This window comes from Arthrobacter sp. D3-18 (assembly GCF_054408525.1).
The window spans coordinates 2,204,628-2,217,928 of the sequence record NZ_CP096440.1 but is presented as its reverse complement, the minus strand read 5'-3'; the positions used below and the strand labels follow the sequence as shown (position 1 = coordinate 2,217,928).

11 protein-coding genes are annotated in these 13,301 nt (G+C 60.1%); 2 read left to right on the top strand and 9 right to left on the bottom strand.

The genetic code is table 11. The features are described from left to right. Positions 1–10: 10 nt before the first annotated feature. The 3 genes from M1D89_RS12445 to leuA all read right to left on the bottom strand — a co-directional run bounded on the left by M1D89_RS12445 (position 11) and on the right by leuA (position 3,414). The gene (locus M1D89_RS12445; RefSeq protein WP_498650812.1) at positions 11–835 is read right to left on the bottom strand and encodes an isoprenyl transferase; all 825 of its coding nucleotides are present in this window, start codon (positions 833–835) and stop codon (positions 11–13) included. 2 nt (positions 836–837) lie between these two features. Beyond that, a complete protein-coding gene (gene recO, locus M1D89_RS12440; protein ID WP_498650811.1) occupies positions 838–1,590 on the bottom strand; it encodes a DNA repair protein RecO in 753 nt (250 codons plus the stop codon). A gap of 84 nt (positions 1,591–1,674) precedes the next feature. Further along, positions 1,675–3,414, bottom strand: coding sequence for a 2-isopropylmalate synthase (gene leuA / locus M1D89_RS12435; RefSeq protein ID WP_498650810.1), 1,740 nt, complete (start codon positions 3,412–3,414; stop codon positions 1,675–1,677). A gap of 249 nt (positions 3,415–3,663) precedes the next feature. Here leuA and M1D89_RS12430 point away from each other — a divergent pair, with 249 nt between their 5' ends. Continuing rightward, positions 3,664–5,616: a M13 family metallopeptidase gene (locus tag M1D89_RS12430; protein WP_498650809.1), complete on the top strand. Its 1,953-nt coding sequence runs from the start codon at positions 3,664–3,666 to the stop codon at positions 5,614–5,616. Positions 5,617–5,689: 73 nt separating this feature from the next. Here M1D89_RS12430 and M1D89_RS12425 read toward each other — a convergent pair whose 3' ends face one another. The 5 genes from M1D89_RS12425 to M1D89_RS12405 form a co-directional block, all read right to left on the bottom strand. Then, positions 5,690–7,249 carry an LCP family protein gene (locus M1D89_RS12425; protein ID WP_498650808.1) on the bottom strand — a complete coding sequence of 520 codons (1,560 nt, stop codon included), beginning with the start codon at positions 7,247–7,249 and terminating at the stop codon, positions 5,690–5,692. Positions 7,250–7,355: 106 nt separating this feature from the next. Next, a complete protein-coding gene (gene era, locus M1D89_RS12420) occupies positions 7,356–8,318 on the bottom strand; it encodes a GTPase Era (protein WP_498650807.1) in 963 nt (320 codons plus the stop codon). Further along, positions 8,302–9,633 (bottom strand): hemolysin family protein, encoded by a 1,332-nt coding sequence (locus M1D89_RS12415; protein ID WP_498650806.1) that lies wholly within the window; start codon positions 9,631–9,633, stop codon positions 8,302–8,304. Before M1D89_RS12415 ends, era begins: the two co-directional genes overlap by 17 nt. After that, complete coding sequence (gene ybeY, locus M1D89_RS12410) at positions 9,630–10,103, bottom strand: rRNA maturation RNase YbeY (RefSeq protein WP_498650805.1); 474 nt, start codon at positions 10,101–10,103, stop codon at positions 9,630–9,632. The genes M1D89_RS12415 and ybeY overlap by 4 nt, the downstream gene beginning before the upstream one ends. Beyond that, a complete protein-coding gene (locus tag M1D89_RS12405) occupies positions 10,100–11,182 on the bottom strand; it encodes a PhoH family protein (protein ID WP_402932868.1) in 1,083 nt (360 codons plus the stop codon). Before M1D89_RS12405 ends, ybeY begins: the two co-directional genes overlap by 4 nt. A gap of 426 nt (positions 11,183–11,608) precedes the next feature. Between M1D89_RS12405 and M1D89_RS12400 the strand changes: the two genes are divergently transcribed. Continuing rightward, positions 11,609–12,481: a GerMN domain-containing protein gene (locus M1D89_RS12400; RefSeq protein ID WP_498650804.1), complete on the top strand. Its 873-nt coding sequence runs from the start codon at positions 11,609–11,611 to the stop codon at positions 12,479–12,481. A gap of 46 nt (positions 12,482–12,527) precedes the next feature. Here the strand turns inward: M1D89_RS12400 and M1D89_RS12395 are convergent, their stop codons facing one another. Beyond that, on the bottom strand, positions 12,528–13,301 hold the full coding sequence (locus tag M1D89_RS12395; RefSeq protein ID WP_498650803.1) for a 16S rRNA (uracil(1498)-N(3))-methyltransferase: 774 nt from the start codon (positions 13,299–13,301) through the stop codon (positions 12,528–12,530).

The following is a 13,301-nucleotide window of genomic DNA, read 5'->3' as shown; positions in this document are numbered from 1 at the left end:
CGCAAACGTGCTATTTGACAACCGGGGCCGCGTCCACTGCCCCTCCATAGCGCCGGTCGCGTTTGGCATAAATTTCGACGGCGTCCCAGAGGGTCCGCCGATCCACGTCCGGCCACAGCGTGTCCATGAAGACAAACTCCGCGTAAGCCGACTGCCACAGAAGGAAATTTGATAGCCTCTGCTCCCCCGAACTCCGCAGGAAGAGATCCACATCGGGAAGGTCCGGCTCATCCAAGTACTTTTGAATGGTCTTCTCCGACACCGATCCTGGCTTCAACCTTCCAGCGGCGACGTCGTGCGCAATGGCGGAAACGGCGTCGGCTATTTCTGCCCGTCCACCGTAATTAACACACATGGTCAACGTGCAGGTGTCATTGGCCCGGGTGTAGTCCTCTGCCTCTTCCAACTCCTTGATGACCGATCCCCACAGACGGGGCCGGCGGCCAGCCCAACGGATGCGGACACCCCACTCATCCAGTTGGTTGCGTTGGCGGCGTAGTACATCCTTGTTAAATCCCATGAGGAATCGAACTTCTTCCGGTGACCGGCGCCAGTTCTCGGTGGAGAACGCGTACACGCTGACGTACTTGATCCCGAGTTCGATCGCTCCTGCCATAACGTCCAAGAGCGCCGGCTCGCCGGCCTTGTGCCCCTCTATCCGAGGGAGGCCTCGCTGATTAGCCCAACGCCCGTTGCCGTCCATGACTATGGCCACGTGCTGCGGAATGAGCTCACTTGGAATGCTCGGCGGCAGGGCCCCGGAAGGGTGTCCGTAAGGGGCAACCACGGGGGCAGTCCTTGCCGCTGTTGATTTACTCTTCTTTCCAAGTACCACTGTCAGCTTCGCTCCACGTGTTTGAGTGATTTCAGGGCCCGTTCAAGATGCCACTGGAGGTAACTGGCCACCAAGCCGGCTGCCTCCCGCCTGTGCCGCGGATCCGAAGCATCAGCTACGCTCCAATTGCCAGTTAGTAAGGCCCCCAGCAACAGCACTGTCTCCGGCGCCGGCGCTGGAGAACCCGGGGGCCTGCAGTCGCCGCACACCATGCCGCCAACTGGGGCGGCAAACGCTGTATGAGGACCGGGACGGCCACAACGCGCACAATCAGTGAAGCTGGGCGCCCAGCCACCGGTGGCCAACGCCCGCAAAAGATAAGAATCAAGAATGAGCTCGGGCGGATGGTCCGAACGGCTCAGGGCAGCCAGCGCACCAACCAGCAGATTGTATTGGGCGGTCCCTGATTCGGTATCGGCATCCGTGAGCTTCTCGGCAGTCTCAGTCATGGCTGCAGCCACAGTGAACCGCCCATAGTCGGCCGCGATACTACTTCCGTACGCGCCCTTCGCCACGGCCTGGGTCACAATGTCCAACGTCCGGCCCGAAACCAGTTGCAGGTCCGCCACCATGAAGGGCTCCAGCCGCGCCCCGAAGCGGCTACTGGTCCTGCGAACACCCTTGGCAACGGCACGAACCTGACCATGGTGTTTGGTCAGCAAAGTGATGATTCGATCCGCCTCGCCCAGCTTATGGGTACGAAGCACCACGGCATCGTCCCGATAGGACCGCGCTGCAAACGACGGATTGACCACAACTAATCTTCCCACTATGCCTGATCCGGCAGTGTTCGCCGGACCGTGTGGTGACGGTATTTCCCGTCACCACACGGCGGCGGCTTAAGCCTGAGCGTCCCGGACGGCCCGGTTCACTGCCGAGATCAGGGCCTTGAGGGAGGACGTGGTGGTGCTGGGGTCAATTCCGACGCCCCACAAAACGCGCTCTCCGACAGCACATTCAACGTATGCCGCAGCACTGGCACTGCCGCCTTCGGACAGGGCGTGCTCGCTGTAATCGAGCACCCGCACGTCAACGCCGTCGTGGTGGAGTATGTCCAACAGGGCCGCAATGGGGCCATTGCCGTGGCCGGTTCGGCGGACTTCGACGCCGTCGATCCGGAGGTTTGCGTTCATGGTCATGGCGCCGGTTTCATCCGTCTCAGTGCTCACACTACCCAGCCCATAGCGACCCCACTGAGCCTGCTCCTCTTCCGAGGGCAAGTACTCATCCTGGAAGATCTGCCACAGCTGGGCACCACTGACCTCGCCGCCCACGGCATCGGTACGCCTCTGGATGACTCCGGAGAACTCGATCTGTGCCCGGCGGGGCAGATCCAGGTTGTGCTCGTTCTTCAGCAGGTAGGCCACGCCGCCCTTGCCGGACTGCGAGTTAACCCGGATGACAGCTTCATAGCTGCGGCCGAGGTCCTTGGGATCGATGGGCAGGTACGGAACCTGCCATGTGAAGTCGTCAACCGGCTTCCCCGCAGCGGCAGCGTCTTTCTCGAGCGCCTCAAAGCCCTTCTTGATGGCGTCCTGGTGTGAACCGGAGAAGGCGGTAAAGACGAGGTCGCCACCGTAGGGCGAACGCTCCGGCACCGGCAACTGGTTGCAGTACTCCACAGTGCGGCGGATTTCATCAATGTCGGAGAAATCGATCATGGGGTCTACACCCTGCACGAACATGTTGAGGCCCAGCGTCACCAAATCGACGTTGCCGGTACGTTCGCCGTTGCCGAACAAGCACCCTTCAATACGGTCGGCGCCTGCCAGGTAACCGAGCTCAGCTGCAGCTACACCCGTGCCGCGGTCGTTGTGCGGGTGCAGGGAGATGATGATTCCCTCTCGGGGGTGCAGGTTCCTGTGCATCCACTCGATGGAGTCTGCATAGACGTTGGGGGTTGCCATTTCCACCGTGGCCGGCAGGTTGATGATGACCTGCTTGTCGGCCGAGGCCTCAAAGACATCCGCGATGGCGTTGCACACGCGGGCGGCATACTCGAGTTCGGTGCCCGTAAATGACTCCGGTGAGTACTCATACGTGATGTGCGTATCTGTCAGGGTCTCTTCATACTTCTTGCACAGGCGCGCGCCTTGCAAGGCAATATCCAGAATGCCGTCTTCGTCCTGGTTGAACACAACGCGGCGCTGCAGTACAGATGTGGAGTTGTACAGGTGCACGATTGCCTGCTTGGCGCCGACCAAGGATTCGTAGGTCCGTTCAATCAGGTGTTCACGCGCCTGCGTCAGAACCTGGATGCTGACGTCGTCCGGAATATGGCCGCCCTCGATGAGTTGGCGAACAAAGTCGAAGTCGGTCTGCGACGCTGAGGGGAAACCAACTTCGATTTCCTTGTAGCCCATCCTGACGAGCAGCTGGAACATCTTCAGCTTGCGGGCCGGGCTCATGGGGTCGATCAGTGCTTGATTGCCATCGCGCAGGTCAACTGCGCACCAACGCGGAGCCTTGGTAATGACCTTATCCGGCCAAGTGCGGTCCGGAACCTCGACGGTGATCTGGTCCTGGAACGGCAGGTAGCGGTGAATCGGCATACCGGAGGGCTTTTGTGCATTACGCATGACGTGTGGCCTTTTCTCTAAGAACTAAATGAAAGCTTAGCCGGACACAACGGAACTCCGCGGCGAGGATGGCCCAGCTTCAGATAGCTTTCAGGCCTCGCCGCGGCAGCTAAGAAGAAGCATCGCCGTACGCACAAATTCACACTAACACGATGCGTATGATGACAGTGCAACACCTCATGCAACGTCCACTATGCAGACGCCGCGACGGTGGAAACGCCGACTGCAGTGTCCACACAAGGAGCCACAGTGCCACAGTCGGGGATCTCTCTTTCCAACATCGATCACAGCGTCCGGCCCCAGGACGACCTCTATCAGCACGTCAATGGTGCGTGGCTCAACAGCACAACGATTCCGGACGACAGGCCGCTTGAAGGCACTTTCACGGCTTTGCGCGATGGCGCGGAGCTGGCCGTGAAGGCGATTATCGAAGAGGCAGCCGCCAAAGGCGAGTCAGCCACCGGCGTCGAACAGAAAGTTGGCGGACTCTACGCCAGCTTCATGGACGAAGAAGCAGCCGAGGCGAAAGGTATGGAGCCCGTGCGAGGCCGTCTTGATGAGGTTCGCGAGGTGGGCTCCCCGGCGGAACTGGCTGCCCTGATCGGACGATTGTTCCGCGCGGACGTCTCCGGACTTTTCTCCATCTACCCCGCACCGGACGCAGGCAACCCGGAACGCATACTCCTCTATATCGGACAAGGCGGCTTGGGCCTGCCGGACGAGTCCTACTACCGCGAAGAAAAGTTCGCGGCCATCGTCGCGGCTTATGGTGAGTACATTGCCAAGCTGTTCAACCTCGCTGGCATCCCCGACGCGCAAGCTGCCTCCCAGCGCATCGTCGCACTCGAAACCGCCTTGGCATCCCATCACTGGGACAACGTCACTCTGCGGGATCCCCAGAAGACCTACAACCTCAGGACCTCGGCTGAAGCGGTGGAACTGTTCCCCCTGCTGGACACCTGGTTCCAGGCGGCGAGGGTGGAGCCAGGCAAGCGAAGTGAAATTGTGGTGAGCACGCCGGACTTCTTTGCGGGCGCGGCAGCTTTGCTGGAATCCGAGCCCCTGGAAACTTGGAAGGAGTGGCTGACCCTCCGGGTTCTCAGTTCGTCCGCGCCTTATCTTTCGTCCGCGTTCGTTTCCACGAACTTCGACTTTTACGGCACCACTCTCAGTGGTACGCCACAGAACAAAGAACGGTGGAAGCGAGGAGTAGCCGTCGTCGAAGCGGCCCTTGGCGAGGCAGTCGGCCAAATCTACGTTGATCGGCACTTTCCTGCCGGCCACAAAGCAAGGATGGAGACGCTGGTCTCAAACCTGATCGAAGCTTATCGGGAGAGTATCTCTTCCCTTGGATGGATGGGCGAGGAGACCAAGAAAGAGGCACTAAAGAAGTTGGACGCGTTCCGTCCTAAGATCGGTTTCCCTGACAAGTGGATCGATTACTCCGCCGTGGAAATTGACCCGACGGATCTTCTTGGCAACGTGCAGCGTGCCCATGATGCGGATGTGGACCGGCACTTGGACGAGATCGGTAAGCCGGTTGATCTGACAAAGTGGCTCATGACGCCGCAGACCGTGAACGCCTACTACCATCCGATGCTCAACGAGATCGTCTTTCCCGCTGCTATCCTTCAGCCACCCTTCTTTAACGCAGACGCGGATGACGCTGTGAACTATGGCGGGATCGGCGCGGTGATCGGTCACGAAATCGGCCATGGTTTCGACGACCAAGGGTCCCAGTTCGATGGCAGCGGCGCGCTCCGCAATTGGTGGACGGAGGACGACCGTACAGCCTTCGAAGCCCTGACTGCGAAACTGGTTGCCCAGTACGACGCCCTGTCCCCCTACGCAGCGCCCGACCATAAGGTCAACGGCAAGCTAACTCTGGGCGAGAACATCGGCGACCTCGGAGGCCTCACTATTGCCTACAAGGCCTATCTACTGAGCCTTAACGGGGCTGAGCCGGAGGTCCTTGACGGCTTCACGGGCTTCCAGCGGTTCTTCATGTCGTGGGCTGCGGGTTGGCGCCAGGTGATCCGCACCGAAGAAGCGATCCGGAGACTGGCTACGGACCCGCACTCCCCCAACGAATTCCGCACCAACGCCATAGCCCGCAACCTCGACGCCTTCCATGAAGCGTTCGCCGTGACGGAAGCCGATGGCATGTGGATGGACCCCGGGGAACGCGTCAGCATCTGGTAGTACCCGGAAGCGCAACGGCCGGCCAGTTCAAAGAACTGGCCGGCCGTTGCTGTGTTCTCAAGCAGGGGATCTACTACTGGTCGATGTAGAGGGGATTCACCTGTTGGCAAACGGCATCACTGGCCGTTTGGTTGACAACATCTGACGGTACTGAGGCTGCACCGTAGGCGGTTCCGGTACCGAAGTCCGTGCCTACGTAAAGCTGCACGCCCGCTACCCCAGGGGCTTCCTGAACTTGCGCTGCCGGGATGCCGAACAGTGCGGCCACGTCGGCAGCCACATCCGCAAAACCGGGTCCGTAGTAAAGCACAGTCTGATCCACTGGATTAGCCAAGTAGGACACTGTCTGGGCAAATCCGTTCCCAGTGAGCACAGTCATGAGCTCCTGCGCCCGGGTAGCGACGCCGCTGCCGTTGGCAACGGCCACCGGCTGGATCGCTTTGTCGTACGCGGGTGCGGCAGGCGTGATGGCCGTTGGCTGAGGAGCCGGGCTTTCGCTGGGTGCAGGAGTGGACGTCGCGCCGGGTGTTGTGAGGTCGAGGTCGGCACGTAGTGCCGCGAACAGCTGTGATGCCTGAGGCTCCACCAGCTCCAACCGATTAAGGTCAACCGCCGCCTGCTGTGTGGGCACAGCCACGAACGCCACCTTGGAAACATCAATATCCTTGAGCCGCCCACCAATGGTCAACAATGAAGGAACTGACGCCAGGCCTTCATCCACTGTCAGGTTCTGCGTCACCACATCCGCGATTTGCAACAGCCTCTGCGGGTTGCCCAAAGTCCCCTCGTCCTTGAGCTTCCGGGTGAGGGATGAGAGGAAGGCTTGCTGGCCCTTGATGCGACCGAGGTCGCCTCCGTCACCGAAAGCATGCCTGGTTCGGAGGAATGCCAAAGCCTGTTCGCCTTCCACCAGGGAATCACCCTTGGCCAGGCGGAGCCGGGAATCCGGGTCAAAGACCGGATCACTGACGCAAACGTTGACGCCGCCTACAGCGTGGGAGAGCTCCTTGACGGCGTTGAAATCCGCCATCATGAAGTGGTCGATTTCCAAGCCCGTCAGTTGATTGACCGTATCCACGGCGCAACCGATTCCGGCCTCTGCCATGGCTTCATTGATCATCACGCCGCTCCGGGCGGGAAATGTCTGGTTATTGGTGCGGTCCGTGCACTGCGGCACGTCCACCAACAGGTCTCGCGGGAAACTCAGGACGTTTACGCGTTTATTGTCCGCGGAGATATCCAGGAGCATCATGACATCCGAGTGTCCATAGCCGGTGGAGTCTTCAGTGCTGCCGTATTCGGCGTTCTTACCATCACGGGTATCGGAGCCAAGGATCAGGATCTGCAGCCGATCCGTCTTGTCATCGACCAGCGGATCACCGGCATTGCGTGTCTCTCCGGCACTCAAGGGAGCCTTGGTGATGTTGGTCTGCAACCGGATAAACCAAAATGCAGCAAAGGCAACGCCTGCGACCAGCGCAACGGAGACCACGCCGGTAACAATTTTCAACCAAAGCGGCAGGCCTTTGGGCGCCTTCATATGGCGAGGGGTACCGTCGGCATCCTCTCCATGGCGTGCCCCACCGGGGACAGCGGTGCCGGTGCCCTGCGGGCGGGCGTCACGACGTCGCACTATTTGGTTTACCTTTCATCAAACAGCTGGATCCCCGCAATCATAGTTGCCGTTTCTGGGAAGTTCCTTATCGGACCCGAAGCCACGCCGGATCCAGTGATGCCAATTAGAACCCGAGTTTGACCAGTTGCTTTGGATCGCGCTGCCAGTCTTTAGCCACTTTGACGTGGAGATCCAGGTAAATCCGGGTACCGAGCAGCGTTTCAATTCCCTTGCGGGCATTGGTTCCCACCTCACGCAGCCGGCTTCCCCCCTTGCCGATAATGATGGCCTTCTGCGAAGGCCGCTCGACATAAAGATTCACTCGAACATCCAATAGCGGGTTGTCCTCGGTACGGCCTTCTCGGGGAACGATTTCCTCCACCACCACTGCGAGGGAGTGCGGAAGTTCATCACGGACGCCCTCAAGGGCCGCTTCTCGAATAAGCTCAGCGATCATGACGGCCTCTGGCTCGTCAGTCAGCTCGCCATCAGGATAAAGCGGCGGCGACGACGGCATGTGGCTGATCAGCACATCTGCCACCGTAGAAACCTGGAAACCATCGGCAGCGGAAACAGGCACGATGTCAGCCCAGCCCTGCTCACCAAGGACGTCGCGTCCCAAACCGGCGACTGCGAGCAGTTGCTCCGTCAACGCCTGACGGTCCACAAGGTCCGTTTTAGTCACCAGCGCCACGATCGGCTTACGTCCGACGGCGGCCAGCTGCGCCGCGATGTATTTGTCGCCCGGGCCGATTTTTTCGTTGGCCGGCAGGCAGAAACCGATGGCATCGACTTCCGCCAGGGTGTCTGCCACAAGCTCGTTGAGACGCTTCCCCAGCAGGGTGCGTGGACGGTGAAGGCCCGGGGTGTCCACGAGGATCAGTTGGGCATCATCGCGGTGAACGATACCGCGGATAGTGTGACGAGTGGTCTGCGGCTTGGCCGAGGTGATGGCAACCTTCTGGCCAACCAAGGCATTGGTCAGAGTCGACTTTCCCGCGTTGGGTCGGCCGACAAGCACCGAGAAGCCAGCGTGGAAGCCACCGAAATCGGCATCGGCATCGAATTTCTTATTTTGCTTGCTCACGTGGAACTCCCTGTTGCGTTGAGTCGGCGTCATCGAGTAGGTCTTCAAAGTCAGTGTCTTCCTTTGGCATGGCTGCCGCAATGATGTGGCTGACCCTGTTTCGGCGACCCTCCAGCCTATCTGCCCGGAGTGATATACCGTTCACTTCAACGGAGCTGCCAACAATGGGAACCTGACCAAGGGCTTTCGCGAGGAGGCCACCTACCGTATCCACTTCGTCGTCATCGAGGTCGATGTCGAACAACTCGCCAAGGTCATCGATGCTCATCCGGGCGCTCACGCGGTACGTGCCATCGCCGAGGTCAACCGCTTCCTCGGCGGCGGCGTCGTATTCATCCACAATCTCGCCAACGATCTCCTCAATGAGGTCCTCAAGGGTGACCAGTCCAGCGGTGCCGCCGTACTCGTCGATCACGATCGCTACATGTGTGGACTCCTTTTGCAGTTCCCTCAGGAGGTCGCTCACTAGCTTGGATTCCGGAACATAACGGACATCCCTTGCAAGTGAGTCAACGTCATGGGCTTGCAGTCCCGGTTCGCTGCGATGCATGGCTGCAGCCACGTCCTTGAGGTAAAGGATTCCACGGATTTGATCCGTGTTCTCACCGATGACCGGGATCCTTGAATAGCCCGAACGCAGGAAAAGGCCCATTGCAGTCTCGAGGTCCGAGCCCGTACCGATGCTGACAATGTCCGTGCGGGGAACCATCACGGAACGTACCAAAGTGTCACCGAAGTCGAAGACTGAATGGATGAGTTCAGCCTCATTGTCTTCGATCATGTCCGACTCCGCGGCTCGATCCACGAACTCACGGAACTCTTCTTCGCTGACGAAGGCGTCGTCCCCGCTCGGGGCGCCGGGCGCAACTGCCTGCCCCAAGGCCACCAGCCAGCCGGGAATGGGGCCCAATATCCAGCACAGGAACCGGATCAGCGGTGCAGTGAAGCGAACGACGGGACCGGAGTGGGCCCTGCCCAACTGTCTGGGTGACACGCCCACCAGTACGAAGCCAATCACCGCCATAATGCCCGTAGCCGCGAGACCCGCCAGCCACACATTGTCCAGCAAACTATGCAGGACCACGGCGACGGCAACTGCTGCCGCCATCTCGAACCACACGCGCCAAAAGCGCAGGGCGCGCATGTGTGCAATCGGGTTCTTGAGAATGCCCCCCAGCGCTTTGCCCTTGCTGCGGACTATCGATTGTTCGGCCTCATGCCGGGGCAGGAAGTTGAAGGCAGCCTCGGCTGCGGTCAGCAGCGCAACGAAGCTGAGGAAAACCAGTGCCATGCCGACCAGGATGATCGAGGTCACTGCATGGTCTCCATGGGGGCATCCTTGCCCAGGAATTCAGACAGCAGTTCCCGCTGCAAGCCAAACATCTCTTCCCTTTCCTCCGGCTCCGCATGGTCAAAACCAAGCAGGTGGAGGATGCCATGGGTGGTCAGGAGAAGCATCTCATCCTGGGTGGCATGCCCGGCGTTGCGTGCCTGCACCTCGGCCACCTGCGGGCAGATGGCGATGTCACCCAGCATGCCCTGCGGCGTGGGCTTGTCAGGAGTGCCCGGAGTCAATTCGTCCATCGGAACCGACAACACGTCAGTAGCTCCGGGCTCGTCCATAAGTTCGATGTGCAGCTTTTCCATGGCCGGTTCATCGACAAGGAGAATGGACAGTTCGGCCTGGGGGTGGATGTACAGACGCTCAAAGATGAAGCGTGACAACGTCACCAGCTGCGCTTCGTCCACCGCTACACCGGACTCGTTGTTTACTTCAATGCTCATTTACGTTCTCCACGTTGGTACTGTGCGCCTGCGGCGTCGGTGCGGTGTGCGTCGTCCCATGTGCTGTAGGCAGAGACGATGTCGGCAACCAACCGGTGCCTTACCACGTCAGCGGCCTCCAGGATAGAGAAATTGACGTCGTCAATCCCCTTCAGGATCTCCCTGACGATCCGCAGCCCCGATGTTGAACCGGAGGGCAGGTCAATCTGCGTGACATCGCCTGTGACCACCATCTTCGATCCGAAACCGAGGCGGGTCAGGAACATCTTCATTTGCTCCGGGGTGGTGTTCTGCGCTTCGTCGAGAATGATGAAGGCGTCATTCAGCGTCCGTCCGCGCATGTAAGCCAAAGGAGCGACCTCAATGGTCCCCGCAGCCATCAAACGCGGGATGGATTCAGGATCCATCATGTCGTGCAAGGCGTCATACAGCGGGCGAAGATAGGGGTCGATCTTGTCGCTCAGCGTGCCGGGGAGGAAGCCCAGCCTCTCCCCCGCTTCCACGGCGGGCCGGGTCAGTATGATTCGGCTGACTTCCTTCGTCTGCAACGCCTGCACTGCTTTGGCCATTGCCAGGTAGGTCTTTCCAGTACCAGCCGGACCGATACCAAAAATCACGGTGTTGTCGTCAATGGCGTCAACATAGTTCTTCTGGTTCAGCGTCTTGGGCCGTATGGTCTTACCCCTGCTGGAGAGGATGTTGTGCGTCAGGACATCCGCCGGATTCTGCACGGACTGCGTCCTCAACAGGGACACGAGCTGCTGCAGGATGTCCGGAGTGACCACCGTCCCCTTCGCCACCAGCCCCCGGACTTCCTCCAAGAGACGCATAATGCGTGGAATGACTGTGGAAGGCCCGGTCATGGAGAGTTCGTTGCCACGGACGTGGAAATTGACGTCCTGGAACTGTTCCTCGATGTATCGCAAGGCTTCGTCGTGGCTTCCCAACGAGTGAACCATTTGGTCGGAGTTGTCGAACGTGACAACTTCCGTGCGCGTACCCGGTAGTGTGTGCGGGAACTCGGTGGGCGGCTGGTTGCCGTTTCCGGTCCTGAGCCGCCCGTTCAAAGATTCACTCATAGTGTTGGCCTTAGGGCCTTTTCTCCTCCGGTTGGTCGTATTAACGCCATCGATTCGACATTCGTGGCCGCTGAAAGGCGCCCGCCCGGATGCCGGAATGTCTTCAATCCTACGCCAGCCCGGCCCGCGATGAACCTCAACGGACGGCATCCTCAGGGCCCGCCCCGTCATGTCATACATTTTGTCTCAACTCTGCATCGAGCCGGTATCAATCATGTTTCAGTTGGCGCCTGGCGGCCCGATCCCGGCCGGCCGTCGTCGACGATGTGCCAAGCTGGCATAGCGGGTGGGATCAGCACCCTGCGGTCCGGCCTTGGCGGCTGCGGCCACCAAGAGACACGTTAAGGCAGGAAACCCATCACGAAACCAGTAATCATCGGGAATGGCGCGCGCAGTCGGACGAAGTCCGTCATCGCGGTGCCTGCGATGCTTGCTGTCCTGCTACTGACCGGTTGCATCGCCAATGGCGGCGGTGGCCAAACAAGCACGAGCCCGCCACCAATTACCGTCCAGGACGCACCTGCCAGCCACGCCCCGCTGGAGACCACGCAGGCTTCCACCAAAATCCCGGTGTATTGGATTGGACGCAGCAAGGAGGAGGTTTACCTCTACCGCGAGTTCAGGGACATTTCGAGCGACGAAAATCCTGTGACCACTGCGCTCCGCATCATGATGGCCGAAAAGCCCCTGGACCATGACTTCTTCACGCCGTGGCAGGACCCCGAGAGTCTTGCTACGTCCATCTCGGGCAAGAATGTGATTACCGTCGATATTTCGCGGGACGCCTTCAATTCGAACCTCGACGCCGGAATGGCGCATCGCGCCGTCCAGCAATTGGTCTACACGGCTACGGCAGCAGCCTCGTCCTCCGGCCTCATAAACTCGGGCCAGCAAATCCAGGTTGTCATTTTGGTTGACGGACACAAGGACTACATGGCGTTCGGGCAGGTGCAGCTCGGACAACCCATGGAACGGAATGCATCCTTGGTGGCGCCGCTCTGGATTATCGATCCGCAGGAAGAAACGTCGTTGCCGGCAGGCGTTGTCAAGTTCAATGGCCGCAGCACTGACAGCTCCAGGCCGGTCAGCTGGCAAATCCTCCAAGAGAACGACAAGGGCGAAAAGACCGGCCTGCTCACCGGTCAGACCAAGGCGACCGGTGAACCCGGCCAATACGGACTTTTCACCTTCAGCGCCACGTTGAAGACCGGAAAGTATGAGTTGCGGGTTACACAAGTCGATGAAGCCGGCGCCACCATCGAAACGAGCACCGATACCCGCCTGTTCAACGTCGGATAGCGTGCGACCTCGGATAGTCTGCGAGGCCGGCTACCACCGGGGCTGGTTACCAGCGGCCCAGCACGTCACTGGCCAGGACGACGGCGGCGGGTCCCGCCGTCGACGACCGCAAGACATGGTGACCCAACAGGGCCGTTACCGCACCCGCGTCGCTGAGGCGTGTTACTTCACGCGGTGAGATCCCGCCCTCCGGTCCAACGATCAATAGGACCTCCCGTGGCGTCCCCGCACCGTCATGTGGCATCGCATCCGACTCTTCAAGGACAGTCCGCAAGGGGTTCTTGGCGTCTTCATGCAGGATGATGGCCAGGTCCGCGGCCGCGACGACCTTCGCCAAGTTGGCGGTATCCACGATGGAGCGGACCTCAGGAATCCAGGCACGCCGCGCCTGCTTGGCTGCCGCCGTGACCACCGACTGCCACTTTGCATGGGCTTTGGCAGCCCTTTCGCCCTTCCAACGCACGATAGCTCGTTCTGACTGCCATGGAATGACAGCATCTATTCCGAGTTCCGTGGCCGTCTCGATGGCAAGTTCATCACGGTCGCCTTTAGCCAGGGCCTGAACCAGCACCAACCGGACCTCCGGCCGATCCTCGAAAAGCACCTCAGATGCCTTCACAGTCAAGCTGCTGGATCCGGCGTCCACCACGGTGCCTATCAGGCGCGCGCCTGAGCCGTCCGCTATATCCACGGGCTCGCCCGCAGCCAGGCGTTTGACCGTTACAGCATGCCGGGCCTCAGGACCTTCGAGCACGAAGGTGGAACCCGGGATCACCTGGCCGAGGCTGCCCGACGCTGTGAAGAAAACGGGGTTGCTCAC